Origin of the sequence: Paenibacillus sp., from assembly GCF_035645195.1 — a bacterium.
Taxonomy (GTDB): Bacteria; Bacillota; Bacilli; order Paenibacillales; family YIM-B00363; genus Paenibacillus_AE.
Map to the genome: position 1 here is coordinate 38,295 of NZ_DASQNA010000013.1, position 14,489 is coordinate 52,783.

The 14,489-nt window shown below is 61.1% G+C and carries 15 protein-coding genes; all 15 read right to left on the bottom strand.

Annotated features, from left to right (window positions below):
- Positions 1-13: 13 nt before the first annotated feature.
- The 15 genes from VE009_RS05660 to trmFO all read right to left on the bottom strand — a co-directional run bounded on the left by VE009_RS05660 (position 14) and on the right by trmFO (position 14,479).
- Positions 14-1,480, bottom strand: a complete 1,467-nt coding sequence (locus tag VE009_RS05660; protein WP_325006425.1) for a flagellar hook-length control protein FliK — start codon at positions 1,478-1,480, stop codon at positions 14-16.
- An 85-nt stretch (positions 1,481-1,565) separates the two neighbouring features.
- Positions 1,566-2,483, bottom strand: a complete 918-nt coding sequence (locus tag VE009_RS05665) for a hypothetical protein (protein WP_325006426.1) — start codon at positions 2,481-2,483, stop codon at positions 1,566-1,568.
- 30 nt (positions 2,484-2,513) lie between these two features.
- Positions 2,514-2,954 carry a flagellar export protein FliJ gene (gene fliJ, locus VE009_RS05670; RefSeq protein WP_325006427.1) on the bottom strand — a complete coding sequence of 147 codons (441 nt, stop codon included), beginning with the start codon at positions 2,952-2,954 and terminating at the stop codon, positions 2,514-2,516.
- Positions 2,955-2,962: 8 nt separating this feature from the next.
- Positions 2,963-4,294 carry a flagellar protein export ATPase FliI gene (fliI, locus tag VE009_RS05675; protein WP_325006428.1) on the bottom strand — a complete coding sequence of 444 codons (1,332 nt, stop codon included), beginning with the start codon at positions 4,292-4,294 and terminating at the stop codon, positions 2,963-2,965.
- Positions 4,291-5,127 carry a FliH/SctL family protein gene (locus tag VE009_RS05680; protein ID WP_325006542.1) on the bottom strand — a complete coding sequence of 279 codons (837 nt, stop codon included), beginning with the start codon at positions 5,125-5,127 and terminating at the stop codon, positions 4,291-4,293. The genes fliI and VE009_RS05680 overlap by 4 nt, the downstream gene beginning before the upstream one ends.
- Before the next feature lies 1 nt (position 5,128).
- Positions 5,129-6,151 (bottom strand): flagellar motor switch protein FliG, encoded by a 1,023-nt coding sequence (gene fliG, locus VE009_RS05685; RefSeq protein WP_325006429.1) that lies wholly within the window; start codon positions 6,149-6,151, stop codon positions 5,129-5,131.
- Between the two features lie 14 nt (positions 6,152-6,165).
- Entirely contained in the window at positions 6,166-7,752 is a 1,587-nt protein-coding gene (gene fliF, locus VE009_RS05690) for a flagellar basal-body MS-ring/collar protein FliF (RefSeq protein WP_325006430.1), read from the bottom strand.
- Between the two features lie 44 nt (positions 7,753-7,796).
- Positions 7,797-8,117 (bottom strand): flagellar hook-basal body complex protein FliE, encoded by a 321-nt coding sequence (fliE, locus tag VE009_RS05695; protein ID WP_325006431.1) that lies wholly within the window; start codon positions 8,115-8,117, stop codon positions 7,797-7,799.
- 44 nt (positions 8,118-8,161) lie between these two features.
- Positions 8,162-8,611: a flagellar basal body rod protein FlgC gene (flgC, locus tag VE009_RS05700; protein ID WP_325006432.1), complete on the bottom strand. Its 450-nt coding sequence runs from the start codon at positions 8,609-8,611 to the stop codon at positions 8,162-8,164.
- Positions 8,611-8,988 carry a flagellar basal body rod protein FlgB gene (gene flgB / locus VE009_RS05705; RefSeq protein ID WP_414694787.1) on the bottom strand — a complete coding sequence of 126 codons (378 nt, stop codon included), beginning with the start codon at positions 8,986-8,988 and terminating at the stop codon, positions 8,611-8,613. The genes flgC and flgB overlap by 1 nt, the downstream gene beginning before the upstream one ends.
- Before the next feature lie 399 nt (positions 8,989-9,387).
- A complete protein-coding gene (gene codY / locus VE009_RS05710) occupies positions 9,388-10,170 on the bottom strand; it encodes a GTP-sensing pleiotropic transcriptional regulator CodY (RefSeq protein WP_325006434.1) in 783 nt (260 codons plus the stop codon).
- A gap of 25 nt (positions 10,171-10,195) precedes the next feature.
- Positions 10,196-11,599, bottom strand: a complete 1,404-nt coding sequence (hslU, locus tag VE009_RS05715) for an ATP-dependent protease ATPase subunit HslU (RefSeq protein ID WP_325006435.1) — start codon at positions 11,597-11,599, stop codon at positions 10,196-10,198.
- Between the two features lie 9 nt (positions 11,600-11,608).
- Complete coding sequence (gene hslV / locus VE009_RS05720; RefSeq protein WP_325006436.1) at positions 11,609-12,160, bottom strand: ATP-dependent protease subunit HslV; 552 nt, start codon at positions 12,158-12,160, stop codon at positions 11,609-11,611.
- A gap of 25 nt (positions 12,161-12,185) precedes the next feature.
- On the bottom strand, positions 12,186-13,091 hold the full coding sequence (gene xerC / locus VE009_RS05725; RefSeq protein ID WP_325006437.1) for a tyrosine recombinase XerC: 906 nt from the start codon (positions 13,089-13,091) through the stop codon (positions 12,186-12,188).
- A gap of 68 nt (positions 13,092-13,159) precedes the next feature.
- A complete protein-coding gene (gene trmFO, locus VE009_RS05730) occupies positions 13,160-14,479 on the bottom strand; it encodes an FADH(2)-oxidizing methylenetetrahydrofolate--tRNA-(uracil(54)-C(5))-methyltransferase TrmFO (RefSeq protein WP_325006438.1) in 1,320 nt (439 codons plus the stop codon).
- Positions 14,480-14,489 lie beyond the last annotated feature (10 nt).

Genomic DNA, 14,489 nt, shown 5'->3' on the forward strand with positions numbered 1-14,489 from the left:
GATTCACCTCCGCTTACGCCTCGGCCCGGAACGAATTGCCGATGACGTCCAAATTCGCCGCGTTCAGATTCGCCGTTACGGAAAGGACTTCCGCCCAATCTTCGGCATCCTGCTCCTCGCGGGAACGACCGTCTCGATTCGGTTCGCGTCCGGCTTGCTGTTCTCTCCGTCCTTCCTGCTCGAAGCCGGAAGGCTGACCGTTAGGCTGTTGTTGAGATACGACGAGACGTTCGACCGTCACGCCTTGGGATTGCAGATTTAAGCGCAGCGCCGACAAATTCGATTCCAGCGCGTCTTTCGCCATCGCAGATTCCGTCGTAATCGTCGCGGCCAGCTGACCGTTCTGCATCGTCAGCTTCACCTGCACCTCGCCGAGATGCTCCGGCTTCAGCTTCAAAATCGTCTCGGCTTTGAAATCGCCGCCGCCCGACGATTGGCGCAGCATCCACTCCTTCAGCTGCTCCGTCGCTTCCGGAAGCGTCATGCGAGGCGCCGCCGCCTCCGCTCTCGGCTGCGCGTCCGTCGCGTTCGCTTTCAACGCGTCCCACGCGGACGATGTCAGTATCGGCTCGCCTTGAGACGCCGCTCCCGCGGTATCCGCTCCATGGGCCGCGGCATCCGCCGCTCCGACCGCCGCCGTCGACGCCGCTTCGACCGCTGTTACGCGGACGAGCGATACTTTCGCCTGCATCGCAGACAAATGCGACCAGCGCGCGTTCGCGTTCCGGGCGCCTTCCGACTTCGGCGCTTCCACGCTGCCGTTCGCCTTCGCGAGCAGCTCCGCCAGCGCCCCTGCCGCAGGCTTCATGCCCGCCGCGCTGCCGCCGCGCGTCTCCGCCGCTCCGCGCTCCGCGGATCCGTCCGCCGCGTTCTCGGCTCCGGCGTCGACCGCCGCGAGCAAGCTCGCCGCTTGCGCCAGCACGAGCGGCGCCTGTTTTGCGGCCGCGAGCAAATGCGGTTGATTCGGATCGGCTTCCAGCGCTTTCGCCAGCCGGCCCCACAGCTCCGCGATCGGCTGCGCGCCCGCAGCGCCGTTCTCGCCCGCCTGCGCCGTCGCCGCGTTCAAACCGGTCGGAGCGACGTCTTCGAGCAGCGCGGACATCGCAAGCTCCGCGTTCGCGAGCGCCATCCATTCGGACACTTCCGGCTGGTTCGCAAGCTGCTGCTGCTGTTCGGCCGTCAGCGACGCGATCCAAGCGGACATTTCCGCCAGCAGCGCGTCCAGCGCGGTCTGATCTTCTTCCGCCGCTTCGGTCTGCGCGCCTTCCGGCAGCGCCGCGCCCGCGAGCCATCCGAGCATCGCCGCTTCCCGCCCTTCCGCCGGCATCGCCGAACCGCCGAGCAGGCTTGCGATCAGCGCCGCGAAGCCCGAGCTTTCCGCCGGCGCGCCCGTTCCCGCGGCGCCGCCGCCGGAAATCGCCGCAACCGCCGTCGTTTGCACCGAAGCGCCCGCTATTGCCGTTTGCACACCATTCATCATTGTTGTATTCACCTCCTTTCCCTGCGGCTCCGGCATGCGCTCCGCCCCGGCTGCGGCAGGGGACCGTCATTCGCCGAACGCGCCCTTACCCGAGCCTTGCCGCGATTCTCGCCGTGCGTCCCTTGTCCAGTTTCGCGAGCGAATCGAGAATCGTCGCACGCGACGACTCTTCCATCCCCCGGAGGATGAGCACGACCTGCGACTGCTCCATCTCGAGCAGCACTTCGGCCGCGCGGTCCGGCGTCATTTGCGCGATCGTGCGGCTCAGCTCCTCGGTCGTCAGCTCCGCCGACGCATCCGCGGCGGCGGAACCGAGCGCGAGCCGCTCCTGCAGCGCGGCGATTTGCAAATCTTTCGACGGCACGGCGTCCTTGAGCAAAATCGACGTCTCCGCCGCGACGGCCGGGTCCATTCGTTCGAAGATGTCGACCTGCTGCTCCTCGTCCATCTCCCGCATGACGAGCACCCGTTCGCTGAGCGTCAAGTTTTCGAGCAGCGGCGCCGCTTTGCTTGCCTTCATGCTGCCGTATACGGCGGCCAGCTTCTTGACGTTAGCCGCGTATTCCTCTTCGGACGCCGCCTCCGCCGCAGCCTGCTCTTCCGCCGCTTGCTTCGCTTCAAGCTCCGCCTGTAACTGCGCGATCCGCTGCTCCTTCTCCGCCGACTCGGCGCGCAGCTGCGCGAGCTCCGCTTCCTTCGCGGCCAAATCGGCGCGAACCGCCGCGGCCTCGCCGCTCTCCGCCGCCGCGCCCTCGCCCTGCGCGGCCGTTTGGTCCGCCGCGCGCATCGCCTCCCGAAGCTCCGCCTCGGTAGGCTTCGGATCGGGCAGCACCGCCGCGATTCCCGGCACCTTGTTGCCGGCTCGCAGCATCTCGTTCACTACGTCATAACCGAACACCGTAAGCAGGACGCCGGTCAGGAGCAGCGTAAACAATACCGGAAGCGTATAGAAAAGCAGCCGCTCCACAACAGAATACGATCGCTCCTCCTCCAACTCCGCCACGCTTCTCCCTCCTTCCATCGCCCAATGTCTTTAGTAAGCGTATCGGCTGCGCGCCGTCGCCATCTCGTCCAATTCATGCTGCAAGCGGCGTTCCGCTTCCTTGCGATGCTCGGCGAGCGCCTTGTCCTTGGCGTTGAGCCATATTTTTTCGTCCATCGATTTGTCGGTCAGCCGCTCGCGCAGCTCCGCGACGCGCCGTTCCGCTTCGCGCATTTTGCGTTCCGCCGCCTTGATGCGCTCGTCCAAATAATCGATATACCGCTGGCTTGCGATCACTTCCGCCATCGCAAGGGCGCCGAGCGCCTCCTCCGCCAGCCTCGTCTGCGCGCGTTCCTTCTCTCCCGCCGCTTCTCGCAGCTCGCTCTCCGCTTCGCGCAGCGCGCCGAACGCCTCGGCGAGCCGCGACTCCGCTTCCTTTTTCTCGTTCGTTTTCACGTCGAGCACCTTTTGGAACGGGTACACGAATTTCATGGATCGCGTCAACCTCCGAAGAACTGTCGAATCAAAGTCTCCTGCGCTTCCTGCAGCGTCGTCTTCTCGTCCGTCGCCTGCCTCGTAAAGCCGTGTATCGCTTGGATCGAGTCGATCGCTTTATCGATCTCGAGGTTCGATCCCGCTTTATAAGCGCCAATATTGATCAAATCCTCCGCGTCCCGGTACACGGCGAGCAGTTCCTTCAGCCGATTGCCGGCGGCGATCTGCTCCCGCGGGGCGATTTCGTTCATGACGCGGGAGACGCTGGCGAGCACGTCGATCGCCGGGAAATGCCCCCGGTTCGCGAGCTTGCGGTCCAGGACGATATGGCCGTCCAGGATGCCGCGCACCGCGTCGGCGATCGGCTCGTTCATGTCGTCGCCGTCGACCAGCACCGTGTAGAACGCGGTGATCGAACCTTTCGGCCCGGTCCCGGCGCGCTCGAGCAGCTTCGGCAGGCTGGCGAACACCGAGGGCGTATACCCTCGGGTCGCCGGCGGCTCGCCGACGGCGAGGCCGACTTCGCGGAGCGCCATCGCGTACCGCGTAACGGAGTCCATCATCATCATCACGTTCAGCCCGCGGTCCCGGAAATATTCCGCGATCGCGGTCGTGATGAGCGCGCCCTTCATCCGGATCAGCGCCGGTTGATCGCTCGTCGCGACGACGACGACCGATCTCGCGAGCCCTTCCGGGCCGAGGTCGCGTTCGATGAAATCGAGCACTTCGCGTCCGCGCTCGCCGATCAGCCCGATCACGTTGACGTCCGCCGACGTGTTGCGGGCGATCATGCCGAGCAGCGTCGACTTGCCGACGCCGGACCCGGCGAAGATGCCGACCCGCTGCCCTTTGCCGATCGTGAGCAGCCCGTCGATGCAGCGAACGCCGACCGACAGCGGCTCGAGCACGCGCGGGCGCTTGAGCGGCGGAATCGGCGCGTTGTTCGCGGGCACCTCGGTCATCCGCAGCGGCAGCGAGGAGCCGTCCATCGGCAGTCCGAGGCCGTCCAGCACTTTGCCGAGCAGCTCGTGCCCCGCCTTGACGGCGAGCGGCTTGCCGGTGCCGACGACGTCGCAGCCGGGTCCGATCGCCGTCAGTTCGCCAAGCGGCATCAGAATGACTTTGTTGTTGCGAAAGCCGACGACCTCGGCCTTGACCGGCGGCGCGCCTTTGCCCGGGTGAATGAGGCATACGTCGCCGAGCTTGACGTCGGGACCCTCGGATTCGACCGTGAGGCCGATCACCTGCGTCACCTTGCCGTTAATCCGGATCGGATCGACCGAACGCAGCGCTTCCACGTACTTCTCGATGTCCGGCGCCTTGAACGCTCCGTTCACGCCGATCCCTCCTCGTCGTCGCCGCGGGAGGCGATCTCCATGAGCGCCGTTTTCAACTCGGAGAGCTGCGTATCGATGCGGGCGTCGATGCTGCCGAACGCGGTGCGCACGACGCAGCCGCCTTCATCGACCGTCGCGTCGGGCACGATGACGAGCTCCGCCTCGGAGTCGACGGACAGCGTCAGCTCCGCCCTCGCATCCTGCATCTTCGGGAACTGGGACGGCGCGACGCACAGCGTGATGAGCCCTTTCTCGCGCCGGCGCTCGAGCGTCCGCTTGACCTGCGCAAGCGTCCATTCGGGCGCGACGGCCAGATGTTCGCCGATGATTTTCTTCGCGACCGACGTGGACAACTCGACGAGGAACGGCTCGGCTTCGGCGATGACGCGCTCCTTCACCCGATGCGCTTCCGTCACTAGACCGCGGGCTTCCTGAATCAGGCCTTCGTACCGCTGCGCGATTTCCGCCTCCGCCTGCTTCAGGCCTTCTTGGTAGCCCGCTTCGTATCCGGAGCGCTTGCTCTCCTCGACGACGCGCAGATCCTCGATCCTTCGCTCGTCCCACCATTTATCGATTTGCTCCGACGCTTCGCCGAGCCTCCGTTCCGCCTCTTCCGCGGCGCTGCGCAGCAGCTCTTCCGCCGCCTGCTTGGCGTCTTCGAGCAGCCGCTCCGCGTCGGCGGCCGCCTGCGCTTCCCGCTCGGACGGCGCCGGATGCGCGCGGGCGAGCGCATCGTTCGCCGGTTCCGGCGAAGCCGCTTCCGGCGGCCGGTAAGCGAAGGCTTCCAGCTTTCGGGTTTCTTCCAGAGGAATGTACCGATTCGACTTAATCACATTAGACAATGATATCGTCTCCTCCGCCGCGGGCGATAATAATCTCTCCGGCTTCCTCGAGTCGTCGCACCGTCGCTACGATGCGCGTTTGCGCCTCTTCGACGTCCCGAAGTCTGACGGGACCCATAAATTCCATTTCTTCTTTGAAAGAATCCGCCATCCGCTTGGACATGTTGCGGAATATCGCTTCCCGCACCTCTTCGCTCGCAACCTTGAGCGCGAGCTGCAGATCCGCGTTTTCGATATCCCGGATGATCCGCTGAATGGAGCGGTTGTCGAGATTGACGATATCTTCGAAGACGAACATGCGCTTCTTGATTTCTTCCGCCAGCTCCGGATCCTGAATCTCGAGCGAATCGAGAATGGTACGCTCCGTGCCGCGGTCGACGCCGTTGAGAATTTGCACGATCGCTTCGATGCCGCCAGCGGACGTATAATCCTGCGTGACCGTCGCCGACAGCTTCTGTTCGAGCACGCGCTCCACCTGCGAGATAACCTCAGGCGACGTGCTGTCCATAATCGCGATCCGTTTCGCGACGTCCGCTTGCTTCTCCTGCGGCAGCGACGACAAAATGATCGCCGCCTGCTCGGGGTGAAGGTACGATAGCACGAGCGCGATCGTTTGCGCGTTTTCGTTTTGGATAAAGTTGAGAATTTGACCGGCGTCCGCCTTCCGGGCGAAATCGAACGGCCGCACCTGAAGCGTCGCCGTCAACCGATTGATGATGTCCATCGCCTTGCTCGGGCCGAGCGCCTTCTCCAAAATTTCTTTGGCGTAGTTGATGCCGCCCTGCGTGAGAAACTCCTGCGCGACCGCGATCTGGTGAAATTCCGCCATGATCGCGTCCTTCTCGGCGTTATCCACTTTGCGGACGTTGGCGATTTCCAGCGTCAGCTGCTCGATTTCCTCGTCTCGCAGATGCTTGAACACTTGGGCGGACACCTCGGGACCGAGGGTGATGAGCAGAATCGCCGCTTTTTGTCTGCCTGTCAACATTTGCTGCTGCGCCTGGGCTTTTGCCATTCCCTTATCCCCCTTTATTCATCCGCCAGCCATGTACGCAGCAAATTCGTGAATTCCTCTGGCTTTCGTTTCGCCAAATGCTCGAGCTGCTTCCGAATTTGGTTGTCGTTGCCGACCTGTTCGATGTCGAGCACCTGCTCCGGCTGCTGCGTCTCCGCCGCCGCAAGCTCGATCTCGGCCTGCGCGAGCGCCTCCGCTTTCGCCTTCCGACGGCGTACCACGGCGAATGCGCCGGCCGCGACGACGGCCGCGACGGCGGCGCCCGCAGCCGCGTACAGCAGCATTTGGTTGTCCGTCGTTTCCGCCGTTACGGCTGCGCCGTTGAACGAGCGGGAAATGACCGACACCTTGGAAGCCAATTGCTCCTCGCTGAGCGTCTGCCCGGAGTTCGCAAGCGACGCCCCGACGATGCTCGTAAGCAGCTGTTCCACCTGGGCGACCGTCTCCGGATCGTCCGTCGAGTTGATGCCGACGGAAATGCTGAGGTCCTTCACTACGTAAGGACTCGAAACGATTTCTTCCGATATGCGGTTAAAATCGAAATTTTCGATGATATCGCTTTTCTCCGACTCCATGCTGCCCTGTACCGACGAGCCCGGATAGCTCGGAACGTCCGTCTCTCCGGTGCCGACCGTGCCGCCGGTTTCGCCGCCTGTGCTCGTCACCGACTCTTCGCTCGCTTGGCGCGAAACGATGATGCCGGTGCCGTCTTCCGCGTTGACCGGCTCGACGCGGTTCGCCGAGCTCTTTTTCTGGTCGAAGTTGAGCGTGGAGAACACGCTGACGATGACGTCGTCTTCCCCGAGCAGCGGCGCAAGGAAGCTCATGATATTGCGCTGTAAATCGAGCTCGAATTGCTTCTTAAGCCGAAGCTGCTGTTCGATTTGGCCGGTCGAGGCGCCCATGCCTCCTCCGAGCCGCGAGGACGGCAGCAGCTCGCCGTTCTGGTCGGAAATCGTGATGTTGTCGATCGACAAGTTCGGCACGCTGCGCGCGACCAAGTTGTAAATCGTGTCGATCTTCGCTTGATCCGGCGGAAACCCCGGCGTGAAATTGACGACGACCGAAGCGGTGGACTGCTGTCCCGCTCCGTCCGGATTCAAAAATACGCTTTGTTTCGGGACGTTGATGAGCACCTCGGAGCTGCTGACGCCGCTGATTTGATTGATCAAGCGTTGGATTTCTCCCGATCTCGCGTCGGCGTTCAGCACGTCGAACTGCGAGTCCGTCATGCTCCAACTGTTCATGTTTTCACGGAAAATTTCGTAGCCGATCGCCCCGTTCGTCACGAGACCTTGGGAGGCGACGTCGATTTTCACCGAGGACACCATCGTGCTGGGCACGCCGATCGTTCGACCGTCCACGCTAAGCTTGTACGGGATGGCGTTCGATTCCAAATACCCCTTCACGTTCGCGGCGTCCGTCGGATTCAAATCCGTGAAGGCGACGGAATACTCCGTTTTGGAAAACTGAAAGACGAGCAGAGCGATCGTCGCGACGCTTAACACGAAGGCGCCGACAAACAAGAATCGCTGTTTGTTCGTATATTGACCCCAGAACCGAAGTAGCGATTCGCGGTACCGGGCGAGCGTTTCGTTCACTGTGTCACCTCATTACACGGCTCAGGTCGAGTGGAACCACCTCATTACAGCTGCGTTCTCATAATCTCTTGGTAAGCTTCGATCACCTTGTTGCGAACTTGAACGGTCAGCTGCATACCGAGCTGCGCTTTCTCCGCGGCGATGACAAGGGTATGCACGTCGGAAATTTGACCGGTAACGAATTGCTCGTTCAATACGCGCACTTGCTTCTCTTGCGCATCCACCGATTGCAGCGCCTTCTCCAGCACGTTCGCGAACGCTCCCGTAATTTGCCCGACGCCTCCCGGATCGGAAGAAGTTTGGGCGGTCGAACCGCCCGCGGCGGGAGTCGCTATGGAAAATGGTTTCAATCCAGCAATAGACATCATTCTCTCTCCTTTACTTGCGCGATTTAGCGAACCCCATCCGTTTATCTTCCGATCTCTAGAGCTTTCGTGATGAACGATTTCGATGCGTTAAGCGCTGTTACGTTCGCTTCGTACGAACGCGTGGCGGAAATCATGTCCACCATCTCCTTCAGTACGTCGACGTTCGGCATCAGCACGAAGCCGTTCGCGTCCGCGTCGGGATGCGTCGGGTTGTATACTTGTTTGTAAGGCGCCGGGTCGTCATAAATGCGGGTCACTTTCACCCCTTGGCTCGCGCCGTCGCGCATCGTACCCTCGAGCACGTCTTTGAAGGACACTTGCCCCTTCGGCTCCATGACGACGAGCTTGCGCGTGTAGGGCACCCAGCGGCCGTCCACGAATTTGCCCCGCGTCGTCTCCGCGTTGGCGATGTTCGAGGCGATGACGTCCATCCGAAGGCGCTGCGCCGTTAATGCCGAGGAGCTAATGTCGAATCCGTTCGTTAATCGCATTATCTGCCCTCCACCGCGGTTCTCGCGAGCTTGATCTCATGGGACGCTTGCTGCACCAACGCGTTGTAGCGCAGCTGATTTTTGGCCATGAGCGACATTTCCGAATCGATATCCACGTTGTTCAAGTTGTTGTTCATGACGGAATTTTCGTCGACGACGATTTTAGGCTTAATTTCCTGCGACGTTCTGCCGATATTAATGTGGCGGGGGTCCGTACGGCGGCCGACAACCTTCGCCGGCGAATCGGTCAACGATTGCTGAAGCAGCGACTCGAATTGGACCTCGGACCTTTTGAATCGAGGCGTATCCACGTTGGCGATATTGTTGGCGATGACTGCCTGCCTGAGGCTGGCCGCGTCCAACGTCCGCTCAATCATGCGGAAGTGGCTGCCGTTCACGTTGAGCACAAGTGATCCCCTTCCTATTTCCCAATGATTTTATGCCTATTTTTCAAACCCTTCTTTAGGTCAGATAATCATATTCCACAGCGCATGAATTTTTTCCTTCTTGTTTCGACAAATTTTTTATCTATTTTTGTTTCCATATCGATATTGAATAAAACTGTAAAAATGTCGTAAACGTAAGAAAAACTTCTATCGAAGTACATTACAAGATGAGCGACCGCGGTAAAGCGGAAGTTTTTCTTGGTATAGAATTTACTCGTTCCGAAGTCAGCGAAACTCATAAATTCTATATCGATCAAAAAAACCCTATTGCAGCAAGTGCAATAGGGTTTTACCGTTTGTCGAAAAAATGTCGATCTGTCGAACGTCGGTTTAGTGGTTGCCGCTCTTCACGATTTGTTCGACCAATTGGTCGTTCAAAATTTTGATGTACGTGCCCTTCATCCCGAGCGAACGCGTTTCGATGACGCCCGCGCTTTCGAGCTTACGGAGCGCGTTCACGATGACGGAACGGGTGATGCCGACACGATCCGCCACCTTGCTCGCGACAAGAAGCCCTTCCTTGCCGCCGAGCTCTTCGAAAATATGCTCGACCGCCTCCAGCTCGCTGAAGCTGAGCGAACCGACCGCCACCTGAACGGCCGCTTTCGTGCGCGCCTCGAGCTCGCTTTCCTCCGCCCGTTCGCGCAAAATTTCCATGCCGACGATCGTCGACCCGTACTCGGCGAGCACGAGGTCGTCCTCGCCGAACGGACGATCCGCCCGCGTGACGACGAGCGTGCCGATCCGGTCGCCCGCGCCGAGAATCGGCACGACCGTCACGAACTGATCCTCCATCAGCTCGTGAACGCGCTCGACCAAGTTCCGGTACGGGCTGTCCTCGTCGTCGTTCCCGGTCGTCTCGTCGATGCTGGTGAACCATTGGTTCGCCTCTTGCGGAAACCGGCGTTCCTCGAGGACGTAACGGGACAGCTCGTCGCCTTGCGGCAGACGCGCGAGACCGCAGCCCAATATTTTCCCTTTTCTGCTGACGACGAATACGTTGGCGCCGATAATGTCCCGGAGCACCTCGCCCATCTCCATGAAATTAACGGAAGTGCCGGCCGCTTTCTGGAGCAGTTTATTCAAACGCCTCGTTTTGGATAACAATGTCATGATGCTGCACACAAGCCTCTCACATTTATAGGATGTACTGACTCAAATCGCGGTTTTTCGCCACCTCGCCGAGCTTTTCTCGCACGTATTCCGGCGTAATGACAATTTGCTCCAGATTGATGTCCGGCGCCTCGAAGCTCAAATCCTCCAGCAGCTTCTCTAAAATCGTATGAAGGCGTCTCGCGCCGATATTTTCGGTGTTTTGGTTCACTTCCGCCGCGATGCGGGCGATTTCGGAAATCGCCTCCGGCGAAAATTCGACCTCGATGCCTTCGGTTTGCAGCAGCGCTGTATACTGCTTCGTCAGCGCGTTCTTCGGCTCTTTCAGGATCAGCTCGAAATCGCTTTGCGTCAGCGAGTTCAGCTCCACGCGGATCGGGAATCGGCCCTGCAGCTCCGGAATGAGGTCGGACGGCTTCGCGACGTGGAACGCGCCCGCGGCGATGAACAGCACGTAATCGGTTTTGACCGGACCGTATTTCGTCATGACCGTGGAGCCTTCCACGATCGGCAGAATGTCGCGCTGCACGCCCTCGCGGGAGACGTCCGGACCGGTGCCGCGCGAGGAGCTTGCGATTTTGTCGATCTCGTCGATGAAAATGATGCCCGATTGCTCCGCCCGGCGGATCGACTCCTGCGTCACGTCGTCCATGTCGATCAGCTTTTGCGCTTCTTCCTGCGTCAGCACCTTGCGGGCTTCCTTGACCGGAAGCTTCCGTTTTTTCGTCCGTTTCGGCAGGAAGCTGCCGAACATTTCCTGCATGTTCATGCCCATTTGCTCGTTGCCGCCTTGTCCCGCGAGCATGTCGAGCATATTCGGCGCGTTCTCTTCGATCTCGATCTCGATCATCTCGTTCTCGAGCGCCCCGTCGGCGAGCTTCCGCCGCACCGTTTCGCGCCGCTCGTGCAGCGTCGGATCGTGCTCCTGCGCCGGCTGCGCCGGCTGCTGCGCGCCGCCGAAAATCATTTCGAGCGGGTTTTTCATCGGCTTCTCCCGCTGCGGGCTCGGCACGAGAATGTTGACGATCCGCTCGTTCGCGAGCGCCTCCGCCCGGTCCTTCACCTTCTCCGTCCGCTCGGCCTTCACCATGCGGATCGCCGTCTCGACGAGATCGCGAACCATCGATTCGACGTCGCGTCCGACATATCCGATTTCGGTAAATTTCGTCGCCTCGACTTTGACGAACGGCGCGTTCACGAGCTTCGCGAGACGCCGCGCGATTTCCGTTTTGCCGACGCCCGTCGGCCCGATCATCAGCAAGTTTTTCGGCACCACTTCGTCGCGGATGCTCTCGTCGAGCAGGCTCCGGCGGTACCGGTTGCGCAGGGCGACCGCCATCGACCGCTTCGCTTTCTTTTGACCGACGATGTACTTATCGAGTTCCGCTACGATTTGTCTTGGCGTGAACGCCTCGTTCGATGTGGACATAGCGCTTCCTTACCCCTCCATCTCCTCGACGATGATGTTGTCGTTCGTATACACGCAAATTTCCGCCGCCATCTTCATAGCCGCGAGCGCGATTTCTTTCGCTTCCATATGATCGCCGGCGTACCGCTTCAGCGCCCGGCCCGCGGACAGCGCGAAGCTGCCTCCGGAGCCGATCGCGAGCACGCCGTCGTCCGGCTCGATGATTTCGCCGTTGCCCGAAATGAGCAGCAAATGCTGCGCGTCCATCACGATCATCATCGCTTCCAATCGGCGCAGCACGCGGTCCGACCGCCACTCCTTGGCTAGCTCCACCGCGGCGCGCTGCAGGTTGCCGCTGTGCTCCTCGAGCTTCCCTTCGAATTTCTCGAACAGCGTGATCGCGTCGGCGACCGATCCGGCGAAGCCCGCCGCGACCTTGCCGCGGTACAGCCTGCGCACCTTCTTCGCGCCGTGCTTCATGACCATCGCGTTGCCGAACGTCACTTGCCCGTCGCCGGCGATCGCTCCTTTGCCTTTGTGCCTGACCGCGAATATCGTCGTCGCGTGAAATTGGGAATCCATCGTGTCTCCTCCTCGTTTCTAGAGGCTATGCCCTCGGATGGGCTCGATTGTATATCGATTGCAGGTGGTCCTTCGTAACGTGCGTGTACACTTGCGTCGTGGACAAATGCGCGTGACCGAGCAGTTCCTGCACGCTTCGAAGATCGGCGCCCGCCTCCAGCAGATGCGTCGCGAACGTGTGGCGCAGCGTGTGCGGGCTGATCCGGTTCAAATCCGCGATGCGGTCCACGTATTTGTCCAAAATGCGGCGCACGCTCCGGTCGCTGAGCCGCGTGCCGTCGCGATTGAGGAAGAGCGCCTCCTCGCCGGCGCCTTGCGCCGACTTCGCGAGCAGTTCCGCGCGCCCTCTCTCTAGGTATACGCGAAGCGCGTCCGCGGCATGTTCGCCGACCGGCACCCAGCGCTCTTTCCCGCCTTTGCCGTACACGAGCGCCATGCCGAGCTCGAGCCGGACGTCGCCGACGTCGAGCCCGACGAGCTCGCCGACGCGGAGGCCGCTGCCGTACAGCAACTCGAACATCGCGCGGTCCCGCGCGCCGAGGCTCGTCGCGGCGTCCGGCTGCGCGAGCAGGCGGAGCGTCTGATCCGCGTACAAAAACTTCGGCAGCGGCTTCTCCAGCTTCGGGCTGCGCACCGACGCCAGCGGATTCGAAGAGATTTGGCCCTCCTGCGTTAGAAAGCGAAAAAACGATCGCAGCGCGGACAGCTTACGCGCGACGGATCGCTTCGCCAATTGCTTTGCATGCAGGCTGGCCAAGAAGGATCGTACCGTCACGTGCGTGACGGACGACCACTCCTTGACGGATTGCTCGCCGAGAAATTCCAAAAACTGCGCCAAATCGGAGGCGTAATGACGAATCGTATGCGTAGAAGCGTTATGCTCCATCTCCATCGACAGCAAAAATCGTTCGACCCACTGATCCGAATTCATGCGGTTTCCCCCGTGCCGCGGCGTACGTTCAAAGCGCTTCTTTCATCGTATCACAGCGCCGATTGCGTTTACAAGACAGGCTGACGGACGATTGTCGCAAAATTCCGAATTCGTTCGAGAGCGCGGTGGGCGATCGCTTCGTTCTTCTCTTTCTTATTGCGAATGCGCTCCTCGAGCGGCGGGAACAGTCCGAAATTCGCGTTCATCGGCTGGAAATGCCGGAAGTCGGCCGTCGTAATATAGTGGGCCATACTGCCGAGCGCCGTGTCCTCCGGGAATACGAGCGGCTCCTGCCCGAGCGCGTGCCGCGCGGCGTTGATGCCGGCGATCAGCCCCGACGCGGCCGACTCGACGTAGCCTTCGACGCCGGTCATTTGGCCGGCGAAGAACAGGTCCTCGCGGTCGCGGTACTGGTACGTCGGCTTCAGCAGCTTCGGCGAGTTGATGAACGTGTTCCGGTGCATGACGCCGAAGCGGACGAACTCCGCGTTCTCAAGCCCCGGGATCATGGAGAACACGCGCTTCTGCTCGCCCCATTTCAGATGCGTCTGGAAGCCGACCATGTTGAACAGCGTGCCGGCCGTATTGTCCTGCCGCAGCTGCACGACGGCGTATGGCTGCTTGCCCGTGCGCGGATCGACGAGGCCGACGGGCTTCAGCGGCCCGAACAGCAGCGTCTGTTTTCCGCGCTTTGCCATTACCTCGATCGGCATGCAGCCTTCGAAGTAAATTTCCTTCTCGAATTCTTTCAGCGGGGCCGCCTCGGCCGTGACGAGCGCGTCGTAGAAGGCGTTCCATTCGTCCTCGTTCATCGGGCAGTTCAGGTACGCCGCCTCGCCTTTGTCGTAGCGGGAGGCGAGGAACACCTTGTCCATGTCGATGGAATCCTTCTCGACGATCGGCGCCGCCGCATCGTAGAAGTAGAAATAATCTTCGCCGGTCAGCTTCTTGATTTTCTCCGACAGCTCCGGCGACGTCAGCGGTCCCGTGGCGATGACGACGATGCCGGACGGAATGTCCGGCATCTCCTCCGTGCGCACGTCGATCAGCGGATGCTCGCGCAGACGCGACGTCACCTCGCCCGAGAAGCCGTCGCGGTCGACCGCGAGCGCCCCGCCCGCAGGCACGGCATTATGATCGGCCGCGGACAGGATGAGCGAATCGAGCAGACGCATCTCTTCCTTCAGCACGCCCACCGCGTTCGTCAGTCCGTTCGCCCGCAGGCTGTTGCTGCAGACGAGCTCCGCGAATTTATCGGTATGATGCGCCGGCGTTTTGCGCGCCGGGCGCATTTCGTACAGCGTAACGCGTACGCCGCTCGACGCGATTTGCCAGGCCGCTTCGCTGCCGGCGAGACCCGCGCCGATGACGGTCACATGCGGTTCCATGCTTGCATTT

What these genes read in the sequence shown, in the direction of transcription:
- xerC (WP_325006437.1), bottom strand. Translation starts at nt 13,091, where the DNA reads ATGAATTCGGATCAGTGGGTCGAACGATTTTTGCTGTCGATGGAGATG.
- hslV (WP_325006436.1), bottom strand. Translation starts at nt 12,160, where the DNA reads ATGGATTCCCAATTTCACGCGACGACGATATTCGCGGTCAGGCACAAA.
- trmFO (WP_325006438.1), bottom strand. Translation starts at nt 14,479, where the DNA reads ATGGAACCGCATGTGACCGTCATCGGCGCGGGTCTCGCCGGCAGCGAA.
- fliJ (WP_325006427.1), bottom strand. Translation starts at nt 2,954, where the DNA reads ATGAAATTCGTGTACCCGTTCCAAAAGGTGCTCGACGTGAAAACGAAC.
- hslU (WP_325006435.1), bottom strand. Translation starts at nt 11,599, where the DNA reads ATGTCCACATCGAACGAGGCGTTCACGCCAAGACAAATCGTAGCGGAA.
- fliG (WP_325006429.1), bottom strand. Translation starts at nt 6,151, where the DNA reads ATGGCAAAAGCCCAGGCGCAGCAGCAAATGTTGACAGGCAGACAAAAA.
- flgB (WP_414694787.1), bottom strand. Translation starts at nt 8,988, where the DNA reads ATGATTGAGCGGACGTTGGACGCGGCCAGCCTCAGGCAGGCAGTCATC.
- VE009_RS05660 (WP_325006425.1), bottom strand. Translation starts at nt 1,480, where the DNA reads ATGATGAATGGTGTGCAAACGGCAATAGCGGGCGCTTCGGTGCAAACG.
- fliE (WP_325006431.1), bottom strand. Translation starts at nt 8,117, where the DNA reads ATGTCTATTGCTGGATTGAAACCATTTTCCATAGCGACTCCCGCCGCG.
- codY (WP_325006434.1), bottom strand. Translation starts at nt 10,170, where the DNA reads ATGACATTGTTATCCAAAACGAGGCGTTTGAATAAACTGCTCCAGAAA.
- flgC (WP_325006432.1), bottom strand. Translation starts at nt 8,611, where the DNA reads ATGCGATTAACGAACGGATTCGACATTAGCTCCTCGGCATTAACGGCG.